This is a genomic window from Streptomyces sp. NPDC049813, assembly GCF_044465085.1.
Classification (GTDB): Bacteria; Actinomycetota; Actinomycetes; order Streptomycetales; family Streptomycetaceae; genus Streptomyces.
The window spans coordinates 75,500-96,735 of record NZ_JBITLI010000022.1; the positions used below are offsets into that span (position 1 = coordinate 75,500).

Sequence of the window (21,236 nt, forward strand, 5' to 3'; positions counted from 1 at the left end):
TGATCCGGAGGAGCCCCCTGTGTCACCAGACCGTTCCCGCACCAGAACCTCCGCGGCGCTCGCCGCCGCGGCCACCGTGCTGCTCGGCGCGGCCCTGACCACCCCCGCGCACGCCGCGGGCGGCGACCCCGCGTACACGGTCACCATCGGGCAGAAGGGCCCGTGGTCGAACCCCGACGACTCCCCGGCCGCCCCGTTCATCGACAAGGACGGTTCGTTCCACTACCAGTCCGCGCACGCCCTCTACGGCAAGACCGACCCGCGCGAGTGGAAGTTCTGGTCGGGCAAGGACTTCGATGCCGCGAAGCCCGACACGAAGCTCAACACCGCGGTGAACCCGGCGAGGCCGGCCGATCGCAACGACGACACGACCTGGCGGTGCAACAACTCCCCGACGGGGCGCGAGGCCACGTCTCCGCCCGCCGGGTCCTCGTACTCCCAGAAGAACTTCTGCGACCTGATGGGCGTCTGGGTCGATCCCGCATCGGGCGACTGGTACGGCCTGGTCCACAACGAGTTCACCCCGGGCCCGTTCGGCGACGGGCTGCACTACGACGCGATCGACTACACCGTCTCGAAAGACCACGGCAAGACGTGGACGATCAAGAACCACATCCTGACCTCGCCGTACAGCACCAAGCGCGGCGACAGCGCCGCCTTCCCGAACGACACGTACTACTACGGCGATGGCGACCCGCGCCTGTTCGTGGACACCGCCTCCGGCTACTTCTACGTCTACTACAACTCGCGGGCCATCCCCAAGCCCGGCTCTCCCGGCGGCTGGACCGACGCGAGCCTCGCGCACGTGGCCCGCGCGCCCATCTCCGGGAAGATGGCGCCGAGTTCGTGGCGCAAGTGGTACGACGGCTCGTGGTCGCAGCCCGGCCTCGGTGGCAAGGAGAGCAACATGCTCCCCGTCGACTCCGCGGACGACACCGGCTACACGCCGGTGGACAAGGACTACGACCCGGCGACCAAAGGTTCGGTCGCGCAGCAGCAGGCAGCCGGTGAACTCCCGGCGAAAGCAGACCTGCTGACGATGAACATCGCCTGGGACGCATACCTAGGCCGTTACATCGGCACCCCCGAGGCCATCCACCAGGACAGCACCGAGCCGCAGCGCTTCTACGCCACCGACAACCTCGCCACGCAGAAGTGGCACCTGCTCGGCGACTCCGGGGAGCACCGCACGGGGTCCTGGTACCGGTGGTTCCTCGACCCGGTGAACAGGACCAGCTCGCAGATCGTCGGCAAGACGTTCCGCAACTACTGCTCGTTCCAGTGCTCGGGCGGCGCGGACGGCGAGTACTACGACGCCACCATCGACCGGGCATCGGGCACCGCTGCCGCGCCGGTGCGGGCCGGGACCTCCTACTCCGTACAGGCGGGCGGCCGTACCGCGAAGGGCCGTTGGGTGTTCATGCCGAACGGCGACGGCTCGTACCGCGTCGCCGACGCCGCCTCGCACCGGTTGCTCGGCGTCGACTCCTCGCGGGACGCGGGCCGCGCCTGGTCGGCGCGGGCAGCGGTCTCGGCGGCGCCCGGCGCCGGGCCCACCGTGGGACAGCAGTGGTGGGTGATCCCGGGGCGCCACGCGGACGGCACGACGGACGGCACCGTCCGTCTGGTCAACCGGTACAGCGGCCTCGTCCTCGGTGTCTCCGGGGCGCACGGCTGGTCCATGAACCCGACCGGGCGCGCCGCGGAGCAACAGGCTCTCCGGCTGACCAGGGGCTGATAGGGCCTGACCCCCATCACCCCTGGGTTGATGGGGGCTGACCCCACATCGTTGTCGTAGAAGCGTTCCCCTGTCCCGCGCGTCCGGCCGCCGTTCGTGGCCGGACGCGCGGGACCCTGCGCCCCTGAAGCACGCGCCGCGCGCGGTCTCTTTGACGCCGACGGCATCAGCTGAGGGCGAGGGGAGCCGCGCGAGCAGGCCCCAACCCCGAAGGAGCCCGATGTCGGCCCGCTACCACCTGCGCTACCAGCTCGCCCCCGGACCGCACACCGAACGCCGCGCACACGAACTCGCCTCGTTCTGCGCGCGGTCCGGCGTGGACGAAGTCGTCCTGCTGCTGGCGGCGGAGGAGTTCCACCCGGGCCACCCGACCCCGGACGAGGAGGACGCGTGGTACGACACCGCGGCCACGGCTTCGGCGATCCTGCGGGCCGCCGGTCTCGACGTGAGCCTCAACCCGTGGGTCACCACGGGCCACGCCGACCGCGGGCGACGCGACCGGCTGGGGTTCGCGCCCATGGTCGGACCGGACGGCACCACGGCCACCGCGCAGGCCTCCTTCGCCTGTCCCGTCTGGCGCACCTGGCTGACCTCCCACTACGGGCGCTTCGCCGAACTCGGTTTCCGCGTCCTGTGGTTGGAGGACGACTTCCGCTACCACAACCACGCGCCGCTCACCTGGGGCGGCGGCTTCGAACCCCTCATGCTGGAACGCTTCGCGCGGGCCGCCGGCGAACCCGTCACGCGCGAGCGCCTCGTTGCCGCCGTCACCGCCCCCGGCCCTCCGCACCCCTGGCGCGCCCTGCTCCAACGGGTATGGTGCACGGCCCAGTCGGAGGTCGCCTCCCTCGTCGCCGAGGCCGTCGAAAAGCACTCCGAAGGCCGCTCACGGCTCGGTCTGATGAGTTCGGTGCCGGGCACGCACAGCGTGGAGGGGCGCGACTGGACGGACCTCTTCGAGCGGCTCTCCATCGGTGGCGAGGCGGTCCAGCGCCCCCACTTCGCACCCTACGGCGACGCACCGGGCACCACCCTGAGCAGCTGCGTCTGGCTGCTCGAGGAGCAACGGTCGCTGCGCCCCGCCCACATACGCAGCGAACCGGAGATCGAGAACTGGCCGCACACGGTGTGGTCCAAGTCCGACACCCAGACCTGGTCCGAACTCGTCGCCGCCCAACTCAGCGGCGCGGACGCCCTGCTGCTGAACCTCCACCCGACATACACGGGCGACGCCGGCCGTCACCCCCGCATCGCCGAGCTGCTGCGCCGCTCGCGCCCCGCCCTGGACCTGGCGGCCGAGCGCGCCGCGACAGCCCTCGGCACGGCGGGTGTCTGCCTCGTCCTGCGCCCCGACACGGCGGCCCACACACGCACCGCCCGCGCGGGCGCCCTCGGCGACCTGGCGGTCGACGCGACACCGGGCGCTGACTTCCTACTCCGCTACGGCGTTCCGGTGACGGCCGAGGACGCCCCCGTCCGCGCCCTGTTCGGGCGCACCGCCCACGCCGTGAGCGACGCCGACGTACAGCAACTCCTCCACGAAGGACTGCTGTTGGATGGTACGGCCGCGTGCATCCTCGCCCAGCGTGGCTTCGCGGAGCTGCTGGGCGTCGAGATCTCCGAGGTCATCGACCGCGAGGCGGCGGGCCCGTACCCGTACGCGTACGAACGCACCGGCGACGGCACCCTCCTCAGCGTCAACGTCCAGCCCGCCCTGGCCCGCCTGCGCCCGCTCGACGGCACCGCGGTCCTGAGCACCGTCCACACCCCGGACGGCGGTCCCTGGGGCGCGGCCCGCACCCTGCGCACGAACGCGGTCGGCGGCCGCGTCGCCGTCCTCGCCGCCACCGCCCCCGCCCTGCTGCCGTACGACGACGAGGGGCAGCGCCTGCTGCACGCCCTGGTCCGCGCCCTGGAGGGCCCGCACCCGTCGCTGCCGCTCGTGACCGGCGGCCCGCACCTCGTGCCGCACCTGCTACGCACCCCCGGCGGCCGTCATCTGGCGATCGCCAACGGCAGCGCCGACCCGGCCCGTCCGCGGATCGCGCTGCCGCACCTCGCCCCGGCCCCGGCGACGGCCCGGCTCCTGACCCCGCTGAGCCCACCCGCGCCCGCGTCGCTCACGCCGGACGGGACCCACCTCACCCTCGCGGCGGACCTCCCGCACCGAGGCTGGCTCCTGCTCGACCTGCCGTGAGGCGTGGGTGGGTGACACGCCGGCGGCAGCGAAGCGGCCACGGCGGCAGACGCCCCAGACCGCCCGAAGACGGACGGTGACTGACGGGGGCAGGGGACGTGCAAAAGCGCTTGTTCCCCGAATGCGGCTCGCCCTAAGGTGAGATCACTTCGATGAGACGTTCCCCAGAAGCACGCCGCAGAGCGGGAGCGTTCCACCTCGACCGAGGTGCAAAGGGGCGGCAGCAGTCTTTGTCGACCCTTCCTTTCGGAGGTCTCCTTCATGAACGTCGGTATCGGCCTGCCCATCGGCGACCCGGCCACCCTGCTCACCTGGGCCCAGCATGCCGAAGACGGGCCCTTCAGCACCCTCGGCCTGCTGGACCGCCTCGTCTACGACAACCCCGAACCGCTGGTCGCGCTCGCCGTCCTCGCGGGCGCCACCTCCCGCATCCGCGTCCAGACCGAGGTGCTGCTCGCGCCGCTGCGCGATACCGCCCTCCTCGCCAAGCAGGCCGCCACCTTGGACCGGATGACCGGTGGCCGCCTGGTCCTCGGCCTGGGTATCGGAGGCCGGGACGACGACCACCAGGTCACGGGGATCGACAAGCGCACCCGGGGCCGACGCCTCGACGAGCAGATGGCGGTCCTGCGCCGCCTCTGGTCCGGCGAGCCGTACGGCGCCGGCATCGGCCCGATCGGCCCGACGCCGGCGCGGCCCGGCGGCCCCGAGGTGCTCTTCGGCGGATTCAAGCCCGTCGCGCTCGAACGCGCTGTCCGCTGGGGCAACGGCTTTCTCGCCGCCGCTGCGCCTTCGTGGGCCGGCGGTCTGTTCGACACCGTCCGTGCCTTCTGGAAGGAGTACGGTCGCGACGGCGAACCGCGCATCGTCGCGCAGGTCAATGTGGCCCTCGGCCCTCAGGACGTGATCGACGACGCCCGGAGCAACATGCACGCGTACTACACGTTCACCGGCATGGCCGACCAGATGGTCGCCGGACTGCTCACGACGCCCACGGAGATCCGCGATACGATCGCCCGCTTCGCCGACCTCGGAGCCGACGAGGTCATGCTCTACTGCTACGGCCTCGACCCGAACCAGGTAGAACGCCTCGCCGACGCCCTGTGACGGTGTGAGCGCGCATCGCGGGGCGCCCGCCGGGCCGGTACGGACGGGGCGACGATGTCATTCGGGAGCTTCCTCGTGGGGGTGGGGGCCGGCGATGACGTCCGTCTGCGCCGTCCTCGATTCCGTGGTCCGCCGTTGGTGGTAGTGGAAGGTGACGGCGGCGAGCAGAGGGCCCCATGCCACGAGGGGGAGGTAGCAGAGGTTCATCAGCCAGGCGCCCCACGTCGTGATGTCCATGTCGGCGTGGAGCGTCGTGTAGACGAACAGGACGCCGAAGACGGTGCAGGCCAGGGCGCCGAGGGCGGCAGATGTCACGGCCGCGTACACGGGGACGGGACGTCCGCGCAGGCCCGGTATCCAGCGTGGCCACACCTCGCCCCAGCGCCGGACGAGCCCCAGTGTCAGCCAGGCCGCCGCTTCCTGGAGCAGGGAGAGCAGCGGGATGACGAGGTAGCCCCAGCCGGGGATGAGCATGTTGTCGTACTCGGAGTCGGCGAGCCCGAGCGGGAGGTGGAGCACGGCGGCCAGCCGCCACAGTGCGGAGGGCAGTGACGCCCAGACGACGGCGGCCGCCGCGCGTCCGGCCCATCGCGGGACGGGTGAGGCCGTTGTGAGGTGCAGGGGTTCGGGGCAGGGCGTGCTGATGGTCACGAGGACGGCTCCTTCGATGGCGAGGTGAAGGTCGACAGCCAGACGCTGTCACCCAGCGCACCGGGTCACATCCGCCCGCGGGGTGGGGTGCCGTACCTCTGCGGACGCATCCACGCGGGCAAGGAGTGCGACCTGAGCAGCACCATCCGCCGCTTGTCCTGGACGATTTGCGGGTGGTCGGCGTAGAGGTGCGGGGCGGGTCCCCTGGGCGAGCTTTCCTTTGGACCCGAAGCCATCCCACTTGCACCCCACCTTTTTGAGCATGTTCAAATTGTGGAGTCGGCGGCAGGCCTGCCGCCCGGCGCCGGGGAGGGACGGGACATGGGGGCAAGGTTCATGCGGGCGATAGGTGGGGTCAGAGGTGGGTTCATCGTGCTTGCCGCAGCCGTGGCGGTGTTCGCCTCGGGGTGTCTCGGTCCGGTCGAGGTCGACCCCGAGGACGTGCCCGGGACCTATCGCGACAGCGGCACGGGCGGAGAGATCCGGCTGGAGGTCGGCGGCCGGTTCTCTGTCACGGGCATCGCGGGCAGCGACCTCTGGTGGCACGGCGGTGCGGAGTCCGTCGACATCGGCGGCACCTGGACGGCCGGCGGACACGCGGACTTCGTCTACCTCCAGCCCGACCCCGTCGGCGGCGACCAGGGGGCGAGCGACATCCAGCTCTACACGGCAAGCTCGACGAAGGTGTTCCTGCAGCCCGACCCCGACGGGCCGATCACCCTCGACCTCGTCAAGGTCGACAGCCCCTGACGTGCGCGCCTTCATCCCAGCCAAGACGACCAGCTACAGCGAGGGACACTACGACGCACCCCACGGTGCGCCAGAAGCACCAGCGCCCCTGTCGCCGCACGGCTCTCGGGAGCGGGGGCGGAACCTTCCGCGCGGCCGCGGCGTCTTTCCTGACGACCCGACGGCACACCATGAACCGTGTGCCGTCTCATGAGCGAGTGCGGGGGAGACGCATGCGCATGCGCAAGACAGTGGGAGCTGTCCTGGCGGCTGCGGCGCTGAGCCTGGGGATCGGTGCCGCGACGGCGCCGTCCGCCCAGGCGGCGACCAACTGCTCACCGGACAGCGACGGCATCAGGTGGTACTGCAACAACGTGTCGGGCGCGCCGGTGTACGGCATCATCGGCAACAACCACTCCTACCCGGACCCGAACACGATCGTGGGCCGGATGTACTCCAACCCGAGTTGGTTCTACTGCAAGCTCGACGGCCAGGCCTGGGTGGGCGGCCCGCACCCCACGCGCTGGCTGATGACCGTCGCGGACAACGGCCAGCTGGGCTTCATGAAGGACACCGCCATCTACAGCGAGACCAACCCGGTCCGCAACTGCTGACCGCAGCGGTCAGCGACTCCCCGTTCCATGACGGGAGGCCTCTCTGAGCCGGTGGTTCAGTAGCAGGCGAGTAGCAGGCGGACGGAAAAGGGCGGGCGTCGTGCGCGGCGTCCGCCCGTCCTGCTGGAGTCTCGGAGCTGTCACCGTGATGGGTGATGAGCATCGTCCGCATCGGAATGCCATCGGGAATCTTCTCTCACAGCGAGTGACGCAGAACGCCAAGCTCCAGCCTCTGGCCTCTGGCCGGCGTTGAAGCAGACGTCGTCAGAAAGGTGGTCGCAGTCCTGTCCCGGCCGCGGTCCTCACCGCCTGGGACGAAGCCCGCGCCGCGGGCCGGGAGCCCGCCCCGCCCGGGCCCGGCCGCGTACGCCGGGGTGCCCGCTGGAGTGGGCCACAGGGTCGTGCGGACTCCGACGTGCCCGGTGACGTCTCGACGTAATTGCGGACGCCTGCCCTCGTGCGGCGGAGACCCGGCTCACCACCGCCATCGGCATCGTCCTGCCCCTCTTGCGCCCTCTCACTTCTGGGCTCGGCACCACGCACCTGAGCTGCTCGTTTCACCCCCGGTTGACCGTCGGTCAGGCCGTTGGCTGCGACTGCTACATAGCCTACGGCTCGGTGCGCCACTGGGAGAACTTCAGGCCAGGCCCAAGCGTGGCCGAGGAGATGTCGTCGAGGCGCCGACTCGGATTTTGCTCCGTCGTCGAGGTCTCTATTCGTCCGTCGACCAGACCCACCTCGCGGAACGGGACCCTGTCCACGACCTCGCCCTCATCGTCGAGGAAGTCCACGGTTCCCTGGACGGAGTTGTAGTGCTGTCCGCCCAGGATGCCGTCCACGGTCATCCTCACCGTCTTCTTCCGCCCGGATGGGTGGGACAGGCGAATGTGCTCACGCACAGCGCGGGCTACCGCGGGTGATGTGGCCTCGGTGTTGGAGGGGAAAACCTTGGATTCACTGGCATCGTCCCCCTGAGGCGGACGAGCAGGCCAAGCAGAATGGCGAGCGCGGCTGCTGTTACGGCAGCCCACGACAAGAGGCGTGATCGGCGGGACACCCCGACATCCTTGCATGCTGCATCCATGCCCCGGCCGGTGGCGTGATCCGGGCGGCCCGCGCCGAACTCGTCGAAAGCGCAGGTCCTCTCAGGCCGCTCGGTCAGCGCGTACTCGCACCCGTTCAACTGGGCGTCGCCACCCGGATCCGTGGCTTCGTCCCGCGACGCGGTCTGCCAAGGAGTGATCCGGCGACGAGCCAGCAGACTGCGCAGCACAGGTGGCCGATCCGAGGTGCTCTAGTCCTCTCCCTCCGGGGGCTCACCGCGCCCGATGGTCATGGACCACGTCACTGTGGTGGGCGCGGTGACGGAGACCGTGCCTTGCTTCTCCATTCCGGCGAGAGCGAACTGGTTGTACGTCGTCGTCACTTCCCCATCGACGCAGTCCATGGGGAAGAAGACCGTCATGGGCTTGACCACGACCTTCATCGTTCCCCTGCCCTCACAGCGCACCGCGACGATGAGCGCGTTGCCCTTCTGGCCGCCCTCGGTGAAACCGATGGTGCGGCCTCCGTGCGTGGCGCCCTGCCGGACGGCCAACGTGTCCCCCTGATCGAGCTCCGGCGGGACCTTCACCGGAGTCTGATCCACTCCAGTGAGGGAGGCGGAGGCGGAGGCGCTGACGTGAGACGGCGGCTTGGTTTTGGGCTCACTGTCGGCGTGGTCGGCCGAGCAGGCTCCTGTCAACGGCAGAACGGTAGCGGTCAGGATGCTGAACCTCGTCAGCCGCCGGTGACGCATTACTTGGACTCCCAGATGGATCAGCCGAGGCGGTGGGGCGTGTAGAGCGTCGCAATGTGCTTCACGCCCTTGGTGCAGTTCTTCGCGCACGACGCCGCGCGCCAGTGTGGTTCCACCCTGTCGGCAGAGTCTTTATGGACCCGGACCTGGACCGCCGGGGGGCGATGGGCCCGGTGACGCCGGTTGAAGCTCTGTGATCGGTGGGCAGTTCCCGGCAACCGACAACCGACGTCGGTGCCCGTCCGTCCAGGGTTGGAGGGTTCCAGTTATCCAGCGTTCGGCGCCACAGCCAGCGCATCGATCTCGACGCGGAAGTCTGGGTGAACGAGTCCGGCGACCCTCACCAAGGAGCATGCGGGTGGATTGTCCGTGTCCTGGTACTCGTCTCGTACTTTGCGAAACGCATCCAGGTCATCGAGATCAGTCAGGTAGACCGTGAGTTTGACGACGTGTTCCAAGCCGGAGCCCGCTGCTCTCAGCGCGGCGATCAGGTTCGCGTAGACCTGCCGGACCTGCGCCTCGGCGTCCTCCCTGCCGACCAGGTTGCCGCCGCCGTCCATGGGGACCTGACCGGAGACGGCGACCATCGCTCCGGTGAAGGCGACTGCATGGCTGTAGCCGTTGACGGGCGGAGAACCGTCCGGACGTATGAAATGCTTCATGCCGGTTGATCATGCCATGATCGGAACCGGCTCCTCAGGCCGTCGGGGACCAGAGTCCGCCGGCCTCGCCGCGGGCGAGGCGGTCGGCGTAGACACCGACCTTCCAGGTGATGACGGAGCGGCACTCTTCCAGTGCCCGGATCTGGGCGTCGACGCGCTGCCGGTGGGCATTGAGGAGTTCCAGGCGTTCCGCCTCGTTACCCCGGCCGTGCCGCACGAGCTCCGCGAACCGCTTGAGGTCAGCTAACGGCATCTGCGATTCCCGTAGCTTGACGCAGATCAGGAGTCAGTCGTCTCCGCTCCCGAGGCGGCCATGGACGATGGCGGCGTCCGGGCCTACGCCATCGACCGGGACTCCGCCGCAAGGCTGTGGGATCTGTCCGTCGCCGCGACCGGTGCCACCCCGATCGCCCGTTGACCCCGCCGCACGACCCTCGCCGCGTCCCTGCGGGGGAGGCCGGCGCGAGCACGGTCGCGACTCGGAGCAGGCCAAGGCGGCTGGCCGAGCGAAGTCGGCAGGGGCGACGCGTGGCTACGCATCAGCACCTGGAGCACCTACTACAGCTACCACCGCCCGCCCCATGCAACGGGCGGCCTACCGTCCTCAGCGCGTCTCAAGAGCGGTGTCACCAAGGTCCAGCCCTCTTACAGCTATTGACGAGGCCACTGGCTCCATTTGGCCGACAACGGCTGCTGGTGCAGCGCCTCGGTCACGGGACGGGCGCCGGCCGGGGCTCCGGTACGGTCAGCTCCGTCAGCAGGTGCGCGTACTTCTCGGGCGGCGTTTCGAAGTCGATCGGGGCCGCGATCCCGACCGGGTCCGCGTCGGGGCCGCGCAGCAGGTCCACCGACGTCTGAGCGAGCTGGTCGATGGAGCCGCGCTGTCCGACCGTGCCAAGCAGGTGACGCATCAGGCCCACCGCGTGCTTGGCCGCTGCGTGTTCCTCCGCGTCCGCCCGTAGCATCTTCCGCCGTCCGGCTGCGGGCTCGGCCTTCTCCAACAGGGGGCCGAGCAGGGCAGCCGGCTCGGTCGCGCTCTGCGCGGCGGCTCGCCCATCGGGGCCTACTCGGACCAACACGCTCAGAGCGTTGAGCAGATCGGTGACGCGCGGGTCGGACCGTTCCAGGAGTCCTGGCCCGCGCCGGCCCTCACCGCACGGTCGGCCAGCATCTCTACTGCGGTGGTCAGCCGTTCACCTGTGCCCGGCTCCACACCCGGCAAGCGGAACAGCACCGGCGTCCCGGCTTCGAGCACGTCCCGGGCGGTCCGTGTACCACACCGGCGCAGTTCCCCAGCGTCGAATCCACCGTTCGTTGCATCCCTCAACTCCTCGACGGACACCTGGACAAGGGCCTCATCCACCAAGGACTGCCGCAACGGCTCCCATGCCACGCGTACCGCCTCCACGGCTTGCGCGTGATCCTGCACGAGCCGACCGGCGACCTGTTGTGCTCCGCGTCGTCCTGGCCGAGGACAAAGAGGTCGCCTTTGCGGGACCCTTCGGTCACCATCCATCCGGTGTCCCAGCAGTGACCGGTGTCGGGATCGTAGGCCCAGCCTTTGAGCAGAGGGTCCCGGTCGGGTTCGCAACTGTAATGGCCCTGGAGCCGCTCCTTGGCGTAGGGGTCGGCCCAGGTGACAGTGCAATCCCCGTCGGACTTCTCGGTCAGCACGGTCAGGTCTACCTGCTTCGTCCCGGGATCCTCCGGAGCCGTCACGTAGACCGCGAAGGCTGCTCCGAAGATGATCAGACCCGGCGCGATTCCGCCCGGGCCCGGCAGGCGCAAGGCAGGGCGGAACCCACAGAAGGACAGGGCCGCTGTCCCCGCGGGGACCGGTCGCAGTGAAGGCGGCGCAGGGCCCAGCAGCGTGCTAAGGGCGCGCACACCGCCCCCGGTGACCTCGGCGGCCCTTGACTTCGAGAGCGCTCCAGCAGGCAGACTTGCCGCCGAAGCCCAGGCGTCCCCTTTGAAAGGCACCCGTATGCGCTACCGCACCATCGGTCAGAATCCGGCCACCCGCCGCAAGGTGAGCGTCCTGAGCCTCGGCGCCATGCGGTTCGGCACCACCACCGACGAGGCGACCTCGTACGCGATCCTCGACCGGTACGTCGAAGCCGGTGGCACCTTCATCGACACCGCCAACAACTACGCGTTCTGGGTCAACGGCACTCAGGGCGGCGAGAGCGAGCAGCTCCTGGGCCGCTGGCGGCGCAGCCGGGGCATCGGCGACGAGATCACGATCGCCACCAAGCTCGGCGGCCGCCCCGACCACCCCACCTCGACCTTCACGCCGGACGTCGAGAGCCTCACCGCCAAGACGATCCGCGAGTCGGCCGAGCGCAGCCGGGAGAACCTCGGCACGGACAAGCTGGACCTGCTCTACGCACACATCGAGGATCGCCGTGTCCCCTTGCAGGAGACGGTGGACGGCTTCGCCGCCCTCGTCGCCGACGGCACGGTGGGCCTGCTGGGCGCGAGCAACCATCGTGTCTGGCGCCTGGAGCGCGCCCGGGCTCTGGCGGCAGCCGCGGGTCTGCCCGGCTACGAGGTGCTGCAGTACCACCACAGCTACCTCCGCCACCGTACGGACGAGCCCACACTGCGCTCACCCGACGGCGACCTGGGGGTCGCCTCCGGCGACCACCTGAGCTACCTGCGCGAGGAGCCGTCCCTCTGCCTGGTCGCGTACTCTCCGCTGCTGAACGGCAGTTACGGACGCACGGACAAGCCTTTGGACCCCGGCTACCAGAACGCGGGAACGGCCGCCCGCCTCGCCGCCCTGGCCGAGGTCGCGGCGGAGACGGGAGCCACGCAGAACCAGGTCGTCCTCGCCTGGCTGATCGGTGGCGAGATCCCGGTTGTCCCCCTGGTGGGCGCATCCTCGGTGGCTCAGCTGGAGGAGAGTCTGGCGGCGGTGGACCTCGACCTCACGCAGGACCAGCGGGCGAAGCTGGACGCCGCGCACTAGGGCATGAGCGGAGTCGGGGTCTGGTTGGGACGAGGCTGACGGCTGCACCGTCTTCCGGCAACCCGGGGAGACGCCTCTGAGCTGGTCCAGGACAGTCACAGCCTCAGCCGGGGGCGGCAGCGGGCTGGAGGGTGAAGACCTGGTCGAGGCCGGTGCTCGTGAGGATGCGCAGGGTGTCGGCCGGGACAGCGGTCAGCGTCAGGTCGCTGCCGGCTGCTTGGGCGTGGTGGAGGACGGCGAGGAGGGTGCTTAGGCCCGTGGAGTCGCAGAACTGCAGACCGGAAAGGTCGATGGTCAGTCTCACCTCGGGGGCCAGGGCGCAGCGTTGAGCGTGTTCCCGCAGTGCTCGGGCATGCTCGTAGTCGAGCTCGCCGTTCACGTGCAGGACGGGTCCGGTGGCCGTGGTGTTGTGGGCGATGCGCAGTGGACTCATCACGATGCGGCCGGGGCTGGGGGAGAGGTGGTGGGGATGCCGAGGGCGAGCAGGGCCGTGTCGTCGTCGAGGGCGCTGCCGAAGCCGTCGAGCAGCCCGGCCAGTGCCTTGATCAAGTCTGCCGGCGAGGTGGGGGCGTGGTCGGTGGCGAAGGCGTGCAGCGCCTCGGGGCCGAAGAGTTGGGCGCGAGTGGGGCCGATCCGTGCTTCGGTGAGGCCATCGGTATAGAGCAGCAGGGTGTCGCCAGGTTCCAGCGTGGTCTGCGTGGTTTTGAACGGGGCGTGCGGAAGGGGGCCGACGAGGAGTCCGCCCGGGGTGGGCAGGTAGTCGGCGCTGCCGTCGGCCCGCAGGACCATGGCCGGGGGGTGACCGCCGGAGGCCAGACGTATGGTAGCGGGACGGGTGCCGTCGGAGAAGTCGATGACGCCGAGGAGGACGGTGCAGAACCGCGGGTCGCCGCCGGATGCGTACCGCTCGTGCAGCACGGCGTTCAGCGTGCGCAGGGCTGTCACCGGGTCGGGGTCGTGCAGGGCCGCGGCGCGAAGGGTGTAGCGCGTCAACGATGTGACCGAGGCGGCCTGGGGGCCCTTGCCGGAGACATCGCCGAGGAAGAAGGCCCACCTGCCGTCCCCGAGTGCGAACAGGTCGTAGAAGTCGCCGCCGAGACGGTCGGGGGAGGCAGTGTGGTAGTACACGTCCGCTTCCAGGCCCGGCACCGAGGGCAGCGAGGTGGGCACGAGAGACCGCTGCAGCACCGCCAGTGCGCCGGCCAGACGTTCACGGTCCCGTTCGGCTTGCTGCCGGGCTTCCTCCGCCTGCGCGCGGGCCCGCTCGGCTTCGGCAAGGGCTTCCTCGGCCTCCTCGCGCCGGCGCAGCAGTTCCTGCTCGTAGGCGCGCCGGTCTGAGGCGTCGAAGACGGTGGTGCGGATCGGCAGCGGCTCGCCTTCACCACCGTGCTTGATGAGGGAGGAGACCAGCACCGGCAGCCGCTGCCCGCCAGAGGCCTTCATCTCCATGGCGACGCCGCGCAATTCACCTTGCATGCGCAGCAGCGGCGCGAAGTGCGTCTCGTGATAGAGCTTGCCGCCTACGGTCAGCAGATCAGTGAAGCGGAGACGGCCCACCACCTCCGCGCGGTCCAGGCCGAGCCAGTCCAGCAGCGTGGCGTTGATCTTGGCGATGGTGCCGTCCATCATCGTCGACAGATAGCCACAGGGAGCGGCCTCGTACAGTTCCTCGGCGCTGTCCTCCAGCAGTGCGGTGAAGACGGCGTCGGTGCCCGCGGTCTGCTCTGCCTCGGCGGGGTCCGGCTCCTGGCCGGTGCGGCACATCACCGAGCGGCTGTGACGTTGTTCCTGAGTCGTGTGTCCATGACCGCCATCCTCACACCCGAGTCCCGCTGCCCCCGGTGCCGGGCGAGCCCGTCACCGGCGAGCGGATTCTTCCTCGGGTACCCCCGGACGCCTGCTCCAGCGGTTGGGCGCGCTCCCCGCACCTCGTGGGTGCCCCGCACCAGGGGGCGGGTCGCGGCGTGCTGCACACATTTCGGTGCGCGGGTGAAGGAGGACATCGTGGAGCGGGAGAAGAAGCGCGCTGCTCATCCGGGCTTGAGTATCGACTTACGTGGAGTCTCGTCGATGTCTACCGCCCTGGCTGGAGCCAACCGCCGATCGCTGCGAGACACCCTTCAGATGGCGCGCTCCGAGTCGTCGGTCAGGGCGGCCGCGGTCGTGGTGAGATGCTGGACCAGGACCGCGGCGGCGGTGTCCGCGTCGCGGTCCAGCACCGCCTCCTCCAGCCTGCGGCGTTCCGCGGCGCCGTCCCGGTCGGGGTTGCGGTGTGCCGACCAGCGGCGGGCCACCGGGCAGCTGACCCGCTCAGCGGGAATCCTCGTCCCGGCATTGACGCTGCACAGGCCCAGTTCGGCCCTGATGAGGCTACGTGACGGGAATCTCCGCGAGGAGCTGCGTGAGGGTCTCCTGGAGGGCCGCGGGCGGCCGGTGCAGGACGCGTGCGAGGTCGTCGGTCTGCCGTTCCAGGGCACCGGCGCGGATCTGTCCCTCCAGCCATCCCTGTACACCCGGGGCGGGTACGTGCCGTACGCAGTGGGCGACGGGTCTGCCCGACACGCGGGTGAGGGCCTGGGCGAGCTCGGGATAGGTCCACAGGGTGCCGGTGAAATCGTAGGCGCGACCGACGTGGTCGTCCTCGCTGAGGACGCGCGCCGCGGCTTCGGCGAGGTCGGCGCGCGACGCGGTGTTGAGACCCCTCCCCTCCGTCGCGTCCCGCAACTCGGCCGCGTGAAGTGCGTGTTGCAGCGCCGGACGGAGGAATCCCTCGCTGTAGAAGGGGTGGCGCAGCACGGTGTGCGGCAGACCGCTGGCCTTCAGCGCGTGCTCGGTGGCGTGGTGGGCCGCGGTGACACCGTCGGACCGGGTGTCGGCGTCCAGGAAGCTGGTGTACGCCACCGCGCCCACGTCCGCGGCGCGAGCGGCATCGAGAGCGGCCTGATGCTGGCGGATCCGGCGACCGGGATCGAGCTCCGGTGACGAGATGAGCAGGAGACGGTCGGCGCCCTCGAACGCGGTGCGCAGTGTGTCGGGCTCGTCGTAGTCGCCGCGGCGCACCTGAACGCCGCGGGCGGCGAGATCGGCGACCCGTTCCGGCGTACGGACCGCGACGGCGATGTGCGAGGCAGGTCGCCTGGCCAGGAGATGGTCGACGACGAGTCGGCCCAGGCCACCGGAGGCGGCCGACACCACGATCATGGAAGGCTCCTTCGCCGTACGGCCGTCACCGCGACGGCCCCCGCCCTCGTGCGGCCGGCTCCCGTGACCGCGATGACGGCCACACCTTCAACCACCGGCACCGGACGCGTCAAAGAGATTTCCGGACCGTGATCGGCAACGCGACGCCCAGCGGGCTCTGCTCGACCCGGGCAGCACCGGACCATCGACATCCCGCTTGCTGGAAGCCGACCACGAACAGACCTCCCCGGTTCTGGCCGCGGGCGGCGGCAGTTGCGGCAGTTGCGGCAGGGACGTCAGTTGAGATCGATGCCCCTGACCAGGGGCACTCGCGCGAAGAACGGCAGCACACCGTCTGAACGGATCGAGCGAGGCTGGGACGAGCCCTGGTATCTGGTCCGTACGGAGGCTTTCGAGGCGTCGGTCCTGCCCCACGACGGCGAGGACGTGGACGAGGTCTGCAACGTCGATGTCTTCGTGACCCCGGAGGATGGGTCTCGTTGGACCGCGACCGTGTTCACCGTCGCGAAAGTCAAGCGCATGATGACACGCTGGGCAGGAACCGACGAGGCCCTCGGGGGCATGTACTTCTGGGTCCCGGACGGCCTGATCGTCAGGGCCCCGGGCATCGACCGCATGACCGACGTGATCGCCGGCCTGATCGCGAACGGCGAGTTCGCCGGATGGCGCCGATGCACACGTCGTGCAGCTCGGTGCGGGTGCGGGTCTGTTCGGTGAGCCAGTCCACGCACAGCACTTGGACGAAGACCAGCCAGCTCTTCAGGACGCACGACACCGCCTGCCGGGTGGCGTCGTCAGTGACCGGCAACGCACCGAGCAGTCGTTCGCGCAGCGCGTCGAGTTCCTCGGCGATGATCGTCTGGACCAGACGGTCGCCGGCCAGGACGCGGTTGGCCGCCGGGACAGTGTGGCGGTTCTCCGTGAAGTGCTCGATGTGGGCATCCAGTCACTCGGTGAGTTGCTCTTCGACAACACCCGTGATGGCGTCGAGTACCTGTTCGGCGACCGGATCGCGGAGCTCACCCAGGGCGCGGACGGAGTCGACGTGCTCTTCGCGGGCGGTCTGCAGTGTGGCCAACGCGTTCGGGCTGGAGCGCTGGCTGCTCGAGCACCAGGACCACCGCTCCGGGCGCTCGGCCTCCGGCATCCCGTCCAGGACGCTGCCCGCGCCATGGCGATGTTCTCAAGGGTGAACGCCGCCGTGTACGAGAAGTCGCGGCTGCTCGGCCTCGTCCCCGGACGGCGGGTCCTGCTGATCGGCGCGCCGCTGCTGAGCGGCCTCGACGAGGACCAGCTCATCTCCGTACTGGCCCACGAATTCGGCCACTACTCCAATGCCGACACCCGGCTCGGCGCGATCAACCGCCGCGGCTTCGAACAGGTCTCCCGCACCGTCTCCACGCTGATGCGCCGCTCCGCCGCCAAGGTGGACGACGAGCGGCTGAAGGCGGAGGAGAAGGAGGCACGCCGCGTCGCCAGGGGAAAGGCGGCCCGGCAGATCGACACCGGCTCGGCGGGCCTGAGTTACCGCCTCGCCGCCAAGCCCTTCATCTGGTACGGAAAGTTCTACGTACGCTCCATGCGCAGCACGATGCGCCGCCAGGAGTACGCCGCCGACCTGACCGCCGCGCGGATCGCGGGCCGCGCCGCGACGGCCTCCGCCCTGCGCGAGATCCCGGCTCTCGACGCGGCGTTCGGCTTCTACATGCAGTCGTACGCGAGTCTCGGGGCGAACGCGGGCCTGCTGCCGCCCCAAGGCGAGGTCTACGGCGGCCTGCGCCACCTTCTGCGGGCACGCTCGGCCGAACTGCGGGACCTGCGCGAGAAGTTCCCCGAAGAGGAGCCCTCCGCCTACGACACGCACCCGCCGACCGCCGACCGGGTGGCCCGCATCGAGCAGCTTCCCGACGACGGCCGGGCGGCCGGTGCGGCCGGACCGGCGCTCGCTCTGCTGGACGATCCGGCCGCCGCCTTCGCCGCCCTCGAACAGGTCTCGCTGACACCGGACGCGCTCACCATGCGGCGGGCCGCCGACTGGGAGCAGCTCGTCCACGAGTCGATGACGACGTACGCGGACGGCGCCACGCAGCCGCTGCGACGAGCCGTGCGGGAGGCGACCGGCGCGGACGGCTCGCTCGACTCGGTGCTCGCCGCGATCGACGGCGGTGCGCTGTGGCAGGTCGCTGACCGACTGCCCAAGTCCGCGCAGGCGGCGGCCGCGACGAACCGGGCGGCCCGGGAGCTCGTCCGGCCCCGCCTGCACGACCTGCTCCGCGACCTGACCGTCGCAGAGCTGATCGCCCGCGGCGGCGCGCACTTCGAGCTGTCCTGGTCGGACTCGGCACTGCTGCGCCTGCACACCGCCTCCGAGGAGCAACTGACCCGCGCCCTGGACGCGGCGGTGGCCGACGTGCCGGACACCACCGGGCTGCGGCAGGTGCTGCGACCGGCCGACTCTCTGGACAGCGGCACGCGCGAACGGGAGACGATCTGATGGGCCTCTTCCGCAACCGGCGCGGCACGAACCCGAACCGCGTCGGCTCCTTCAGCGACAAGCAACTCGTATCGGCAGAACGGCAGTTCGGGCTCGTCCCGGTCGAGGACATCGACGGCACCGCGGCGATGGCCCCCGACCCGCGGTTCGAGCAGGTCAGGCAGGCCGTACTCGCGGGTGACTGGCAAGCCGCGGCCGCCTATCTGCAGGACGCGGGCCGCGACTGGGCGGAGCGCAGCCGCCGCTCCAACGCCCTCGCCGCCCAAGCCGTCGCGGACGACGGCTGGCTGCTCGCCTGGCGCACCGCCCGGCGCGAGGATCCCGGTGCGGCGCTCGTGAACGCCCGGTCGCTGGTCGACCTGGCCTGGGAGGTCCGCGGTGGCGGCCTCGCGGGTGCCACGACGCGGGAGCAGTTCGCCGCATTCCACCGGGTCCTCGTCCAGGCCGGGGAGGCGTTCGCCGCGGCGCAGGAGCTGGCCGGCGACGACCCGTGCCCGTTCATCGCGGAGCTGCCGCTGGCAATGGGGCTCGGTTACGACCACGAGAAGTTCGCGGCCCTGTGGTCCGAGGTGGAGCACCGGGACCCGCACCACGTAGGGGCCCACCACTCGGCGCTCCAGTACTGGTGCGCGAAGTGGCGGGGCTCGCACGAGGCGGCCGAGGAGTTCGGCCGGGCCGCCGCGGCGAAGGGCGTGCCGGGACAGCTCCTGTCCACGATCGTGCTGGACGCGTACTTCGAGTACGAGATCACCGACGAGACGCTGAACCCGGGCACGTACTACCAGCAGCCCCACATCGTCGCGGCGACGGACGCGGCGCTCGTGGACGTGGCGGCGGCGCACACGAAGGACCCACACGACCGGAACATACCGCCGGCCCGCCACATGCTCGGCCACTTCCTGTACTGGCAGAACCGGTACGAGGAGGCGCTGGAGCAGTTCCGTACGGTGGACGGCTACGCGGGCACGACGCCGTGGTCGTACTACGGGAATCCGGCGGAGCGGTACGCGCGGGTGCGCAACTACTGTGCCGCGCAAGCCCTCCACCGCAATGCCGCCGCACGGTGACGTGACGGAGACTCTGTCGCGGGCACCTCTCGCGGCGGATCCCGGTACGCGCGACCCGCGACGGGCGTGGCCGGGCCCCTGGGACCCACCACCAGGCCCCAGCCGCAGCTCCCGTCCGCGCCGCGTCGCCGCCCGCACGGCGGTACGCGCGCGGTCCGGGTGACCGGGCGGTCCGCCGACCTCCTGCTGCCCGTCCGGCACGACGAGCGGGGCCCCGCCTCTGGCTACCTTCGCCCGGGGGCGGACATGTGCTCAGGCCGACTGGGCGGGGGAGGCGGCGGGGAGAAGGAGCGCGCCGAAGTCGAAGGCGGGGAAGAGGCGTTGGGCCAGGAGCAGCAGGTGCTCCGCCTGACGGCCGAGGCCGGTGACGGTCAGCGTCCGGCGGGAGCGCCGGCAGTCGTCGCGCTGGCCCGCGAGGAGGTGGAGCCCGGCGATGTCCATGAAAGTGACCTGGTGCAGATCCGACACCACCCGCGCCACCGTGCGGGGGAGTCGCCGGGGAGCGGCGAGGAGGCCGGGCAGGGCGGCGAAGTCGATCTCGCCGCGCGGCGTGATGACGGCCGTATCTCCGTCGATGGCGGTCGTGATGAGCATGTCGGCCCCCTCTCGGGGGTTGTGAGTCCACCGCCGTGCCGGCGCCGCTGATGCGGCCGGGCAGCGATGACGGGAACCGAATGCCCGTGAAGGGGGCGATGCCCGATTCCCGTGGACCGGCCCCTGTCGCCGCGGCGACAGGGGCCGGTCAATCTCTCGTCCCGCAATCGTTGCACAACGACAACTGTCCCGGCCGGTGCCTACCCGTCGCGGCGCCGCGTTCGACGCGCGGGCGCGGCGGTCCCACTCAGGGGTGCCCGCCAGGCCGTCCGTGAGCGGCCGGCCGCAGGGGGCGACGCCTCGCACTCGGCGGCGCTCTCCGCCATCGCCCGCGCACCATGACACAACCTCGCGCTCCCGCTCCAAGGCGTGGGCGCCGAGGTCATGCCGCTCCGGGCGTGGCATCGAGCCCACCGCGGCCGGGCGGATCCTCGCGGCCGAGGTCGAGACGTTGTTCGAGGCGCTGGGCCGGATCGAACGGGTGGTGGGCGACCTGCGGGCCGGCCGCGTGGGCGGTCTGTCGATCGGATACTTCAGTCCCGCGGGTTCGGCGTTGCTGGCGCCTGTCGTCGCCGCGTTGCGCACCGAGTTCTCGGAGCTCCGGCTGGATCTGCTGCTCACCGAGTACCACCAGGACGAACCCGACCTGGGCATCTTCGTGGAAGGGGCGGGACGCCGAGCACCCCGGTACGGTCCGCGTGCATCGCGCCGCGGACCCCTACTTCGCCGTCGGCCCTCGATGACCAGCACGTCTCCGTAGAGCCCGGTGAGCGCTGCTCGGTGCCGACCCGCCCGGGCGGCGGACCTTGCTGCCTCGTCGGGTGGCGGGACCCTAAGGTGCCGCCGTGCACACTGTGGAACTGCTGGTCGATCGCGTGACGGAGCAACGAGTGGCCGACGTCTGGCGCGCACTCGCCGTCTCCGGCCTGCCCAGCCAGGCGAACCACCATCACCCCACCAACCGCCCGCACCTGACTCTGACCACGACGGCCGAGCCGCCACCGGGCGGATGGCGCGCCCTCGGCCCGGCCCTGAGCGTGCTTCCCGTCCCCCTGCGGCTGGAGGGCGTGGTCCGCTTCGGCGGACGGACCCGGGTACTGGCCTGGCGCGTCGTTCCCAGCGCTGAACTGACGGCGCTGCACCAGCAGGTGTGGGAGCTGCTGCGCGCCGACGGCGACGTGAGCCGCAATCCTCTGCACGCCCCCGGGAACTGGACTCCGCATCTCACGCTCGGCAGGACCCGTTCCACCGCTGCTTATCGGCCGGACGCGTCACTGCCCGCGGAGTTGGCTGAGCCGTGGGAGGGGCATTTCACACACGCTCGCAGCTACGACAGCGTGCGGCGGACGGTGCAACTATTGGGCTGAGGAGGCCCCTTGCGGCGCGGGTCCGGCCGGCCCACAGGCCTTGCTC

The 21,236-nt window shown here is 70.7% G+C and carries 21 protein-coding genes and 3 pseudogenes; 12 read left to right on the plus strand and 12 right to left on the minus strand.

The window, feature by feature from the left end; genetic code table 11:
• The first annotated feature begins 19 nt into the window (after positions 1-19).
• The 3 genes from ACIBW6_RS32710 to ACIBW6_RS32720 all read left to right on the plus strand — a co-directional run bounded on the left by ACIBW6_RS32710 (position 20) and on the right by ACIBW6_RS32720 (position 5,042).
• Positions 20-1,738 carry an RICIN domain-containing protein gene (locus ACIBW6_RS32710; RefSeq protein WP_399066129.1) on the plus strand — a complete coding sequence of 573 codons (1,719 nt, stop codon included), beginning with the start codon at positions 20-22 and terminating at the stop codon, positions 1,736-1,738.
• A gap of 220 nt (positions 1,739-1,958) precedes the next feature.
• The gene (locus tag ACIBW6_RS32715) at positions 1,959-3,935 is read left to right on the plus strand and encodes a hypothetical protein (RefSeq protein WP_399066131.1); all 1,977 of its coding nucleotides are present in this window, start codon (positions 1,959-1,961) and stop codon (positions 3,933-3,935) included.
• Positions 3,936-4,196: 261 nt separating this feature from the next.
• Positions 4,197-5,042 (plus strand): LLM class flavin-dependent oxidoreductase, encoded by an 846-nt coding sequence (locus ACIBW6_RS32720; protein WP_399066132.1) that lies wholly within the window; start codon positions 4,197-4,199, stop codon positions 5,040-5,042.
• A gap of 57 nt (positions 5,043-5,099) precedes the next feature.
• On the opposite strand, the gene ACIBW6_RS32725 is transcribed toward ACIBW6_RS32720, so the two are convergent.
• A complete protein-coding gene (locus ACIBW6_RS32725) occupies positions 5,100-5,693 on the minus strand; it encodes a hypothetical protein (RefSeq protein ID WP_399066134.1) in 594 nt (197 codons plus the stop codon).
• 372 nt (positions 5,694-6,065) lie between these two features.
• Here ACIBW6_RS32725 and ACIBW6_RS32730 point away from each other — a divergent pair, with 372 nt between their 5' ends.
• Together ACIBW6_RS32730 and ACIBW6_RS32735 are read left to right on the plus strand one after the other, a co-directional pair.
• The gene (locus ACIBW6_RS32730) at positions 6,066-6,443 is read left to right on the plus strand and encodes a hypothetical protein (RefSeq protein ID WP_399066136.1); all 378 of its coding nucleotides are present in this window, start codon (positions 6,066-6,068) and stop codon (positions 6,441-6,443) included.
• A gap of 218 nt (positions 6,444-6,661) precedes the next feature.
• Entirely contained in the window at positions 6,662-7,036 is a 375-nt protein-coding gene (locus tag ACIBW6_RS32735) for a hypothetical protein (RefSeq protein ID WP_399066138.1), read from the plus strand.
• A gap of 608 nt (positions 7,037-7,644) precedes the next feature.
• Here the strand turns inward: ACIBW6_RS32735 and ACIBW6_RS32740 are convergent.
• The 4 genes and pseudogenes from ACIBW6_RS32740 to ACIBW6_RS32755 form a co-directional block, all read right to left on the minus strand.
• The gene (locus ACIBW6_RS32740) at positions 7,645-7,881 is read right to left on the minus strand and encodes a hypothetical protein (RefSeq protein ID WP_399066140.1); all 237 of its coding nucleotides are present in this window, start codon (positions 7,879-7,881) and stop codon (positions 7,645-7,647) included.
• Between the two features lie 449 nt (positions 7,882-8,330).
• Positions 8,331-8,684 carry a hypothetical protein gene (locus ACIBW6_RS32745; protein ID WP_399066141.1) on the minus strand — a complete coding sequence of 118 codons (354 nt, stop codon included), beginning with the start codon at positions 8,682-8,684 and terminating at the stop codon, positions 8,331-8,333.
• A gap of 416 nt (positions 8,685-9,100) precedes the next feature.
• A complete protein-coding gene (locus ACIBW6_RS32750; RefSeq protein ID WP_399066143.1) occupies positions 9,101-9,496 on the minus strand; it encodes a RidA family protein in 396 nt (131 codons plus the stop codon).
• 34 nt (positions 9,497-9,530) lie between these two features.
• Positions 9,531-9,782, minus strand: a pseudogene (locus tag ACIBW6_RS32755) (MerR family DNA-binding protein); the annotation flags it as partial.
• A gap of 6 nt (positions 9,783-9,788) precedes the next feature.
• Between ACIBW6_RS32755 and ACIBW6_RS32760 the strand changes: the two are divergent.
• Positions 9,789-9,914, plus strand: a pseudogene (locus tag ACIBW6_RS32760) (oxidoreductase); the annotation flags it as partial.
• Positions 9,915-10,206: 292 nt separating this feature from the next.
• Here ACIBW6_RS32760 and ACIBW6_RS32765 read toward each other — a convergent pair.
• Complete coding sequence (locus ACIBW6_RS32765) at positions 10,207-10,575, minus strand: hypothetical protein (RefSeq protein ID WP_399066144.1); 369 nt, start codon at positions 10,573-10,575, stop codon at positions 10,207-10,209.
• A 905-nt stretch (positions 10,576-11,480) separates the two neighbouring features.
• Between ACIBW6_RS32765 and ACIBW6_RS32770 the strand changes: the two genes are divergently transcribed.
• Positions 11,481-12,467, plus strand: a complete 987-nt coding sequence (locus ACIBW6_RS32770) for an aldo/keto reductase (protein ID WP_399066146.1) — start codon at positions 11,481-11,483, stop codon at positions 12,465-12,467.
• A gap of 103 nt (positions 12,468-12,570) precedes the next feature.
• On the opposite strand, the gene ACIBW6_RS32775 is transcribed toward ACIBW6_RS32770, so the two are convergent.
• The 4 genes and pseudogenes from ACIBW6_RS32775 to ACIBW6_RS32790 form a co-directional block, all read right to left on the minus strand.
• On the minus strand, positions 12,571-12,900 hold the full coding sequence (locus ACIBW6_RS32775) for an STAS domain-containing protein (RefSeq protein ID WP_399066148.1): 330 nt from the start codon (positions 12,898-12,900) through the stop codon (positions 12,571-12,573).
• Positions 12,900-14,231, minus strand: coding sequence for a PP2C family protein-serine/threonine phosphatase (locus ACIBW6_RS32780; protein WP_399066225.1), 1,332 nt, complete (start codon positions 14,229-14,231; stop codon positions 12,900-12,902). The genes ACIBW6_RS32775 and ACIBW6_RS32780 overlap by 1 nt, the downstream gene beginning before the upstream one ends.
• A gap of 356 nt (positions 14,232-14,587) precedes the next feature.
• Positions 14,588-14,761 (minus strand): annotated as a pseudogene (locus ACIBW6_RS32785) (GntR family transcriptional regulator); the annotation flags it as partial.
• 76 nt (positions 14,762-14,837) lie between these two features.
• Positions 14,838-15,668 (minus strand): NAD(P)H-binding protein, encoded by an 831-nt coding sequence (locus ACIBW6_RS32790; protein ID WP_399066149.1) that lies wholly within the window; start codon positions 15,666-15,668, stop codon positions 14,838-14,840.
• A 288-nt stretch (positions 15,669-15,956) separates the two neighbouring features.
• Here ACIBW6_RS32790 and ACIBW6_RS32795 point away from each other — a divergent pair, with 288 nt between their 5' ends.
• On the plus strand, positions 15,957-16,385 hold the full coding sequence (locus ACIBW6_RS32795; protein WP_399066152.1) for a hypothetical protein: 429 nt from the start codon (positions 15,957-15,959) through the stop codon (positions 16,383-16,385).
• A gap of 229 nt (positions 16,386-16,614) precedes the next feature.
• Here ACIBW6_RS32795 and ACIBW6_RS32800 read toward each other — a convergent pair whose 3' ends face one another.
• Positions 16,615-16,746 (minus strand): hypothetical protein, encoded by a 132-nt coding sequence (locus ACIBW6_RS32800; RefSeq protein ID WP_399066154.1) that lies wholly within the window; start codon positions 16,744-16,746, stop codon positions 16,615-16,617.
• A 111-nt stretch (positions 16,747-16,857) separates the two neighbouring features.
• On the opposite strand from ACIBW6_RS32800, the gene ACIBW6_RS32805 reads away from it, so the two are divergent.
• Together ACIBW6_RS32805 and ACIBW6_RS32810 are read left to right on the plus strand one after the other, a co-directional pair.
• Complete coding sequence (locus tag ACIBW6_RS32805; protein WP_399066157.1) at positions 16,858-18,162, plus strand: M48 family metallopeptidase; 1,305 nt, start codon at positions 16,858-16,860, stop codon at positions 18,160-18,162.
• Positions 18,162-19,229 (plus strand): hypothetical protein, encoded by a 1,068-nt coding sequence (locus ACIBW6_RS32810; protein WP_399066159.1) that lies wholly within the window; start codon positions 18,162-18,164, stop codon positions 19,227-19,229. Before ACIBW6_RS32805 ends, ACIBW6_RS32810 begins: the two co-directional genes overlap by 1 nt.
• 252 nt (positions 19,230-19,481) lie before the next feature.
• Here ACIBW6_RS32810 and ACIBW6_RS32815 read toward each other — a convergent pair whose 3' ends face one another.
• On the minus strand, positions 19,482-19,823 hold the full coding sequence (locus tag ACIBW6_RS32815) for an STAS domain-containing protein (protein WP_399066161.1): 342 nt from the start codon (positions 19,821-19,823) through the stop codon (positions 19,482-19,484).
• 451 nt (positions 19,824-20,274) lie between these two features.
• Here ACIBW6_RS32815 and ACIBW6_RS32820 point away from each other — a divergent pair, with 451 nt between their 5' ends.
• Positions 20,275-20,583: a hypothetical protein gene (locus ACIBW6_RS32820; RefSeq protein WP_399066163.1), complete on the plus strand. Its 309-nt coding sequence runs from the start codon at positions 20,275-20,277 to the stop codon at positions 20,581-20,583.
• Between the two features lie 85 nt (positions 20,584-20,668).
• Positions 20,669-21,190: a 2'-5' RNA ligase family protein gene (locus ACIBW6_RS32825; protein ID WP_399066165.1), complete on the plus strand. Its 522-nt coding sequence runs from the start codon at positions 20,669-20,671 to the stop codon at positions 21,188-21,190.
• Positions 21,191-21,236 lie beyond the last annotated feature (46 nt).

Bases quoted from the DNA above. Each gene is read 5' to 3' on its own strand.
- ACIBW6_RS32790 (WP_399066149.1), bottom strand. From the start codon at position 15,668: ATGATCGTGGTGTCGGCCGCCTCCGGTGGCCTGGGCCGACTCGTCGTC.
- ACIBW6_RS32775 (WP_399066148.1), bottom strand. From the start codon at position 12,900: ATGAGTCCACTGCGCATCGCCCACAACACCACGGCCACCGGACCCGTC.
- ACIBW6_RS32815 (WP_399066161.1), bottom strand. From the start codon at position 19,823: ATGCTCATCACGACCGCCATCGACGGAGATACGGCCGTCATCACGCCG.
- ACIBW6_RS32770 (WP_399066146.1), top strand. From the start codon at position 11,481: ATGCGCTACCGCACCATCGGTCAGAATCCGGCCACCCGCCGCAAGGTG.
- ACIBW6_RS32715 (WP_399066131.1), top strand. From the start codon at position 1,959: ATGTCGGCCCGCTACCACCTGCGCTACCAGCTCGCCCCCGGACCGCAC.
- ACIBW6_RS32735 (WP_399066138.1), top strand. From the start codon at position 6,662: ATGCGCAAGACAGTGGGAGCTGTCCTGGCGGCTGCGGCGCTGAGCCTG.
- ACIBW6_RS32720 (WP_399066132.1), top strand. From the start codon at position 4,197: ATGAACGTCGGTATCGGCCTGCCCATCGGCGACCCGGCCACCCTGCTC.
- ACIBW6_RS32750 (WP_399066143.1), bottom strand. From the start codon at position 9,496: ATGAAGCATTTCATACGTCCGGACGGTTCTCCGCCCGTCAACGGCTAC.
- ACIBW6_RS32740 (WP_399066140.1), bottom strand. From the start codon at position 7,881: ATGACCGTGGACGGCATCCTGGGCGGACAGCACTACAACTCCGTCCAG.
- ACIBW6_RS32780 (WP_399066225.1), bottom strand. From the start codon at position 14,231: ATGTGCCGCACCGGCCAGGAGCCGGACCCCGCCGAGGCAGAGCAGACC.
- ACIBW6_RS32810 (WP_399066159.1), top strand. From the start codon at position 18,162: ATGGGCCTCTTCCGCAACCGGCGCGGCACGAACCCGAACCGCGTCGGC.
- ACIBW6_RS32795 (WP_399066152.1), top strand. From the start codon at position 15,957: ATGCCCCTGACCAGGGGCACTCGCGCGAAGAACGGCAGCACACCGTCT.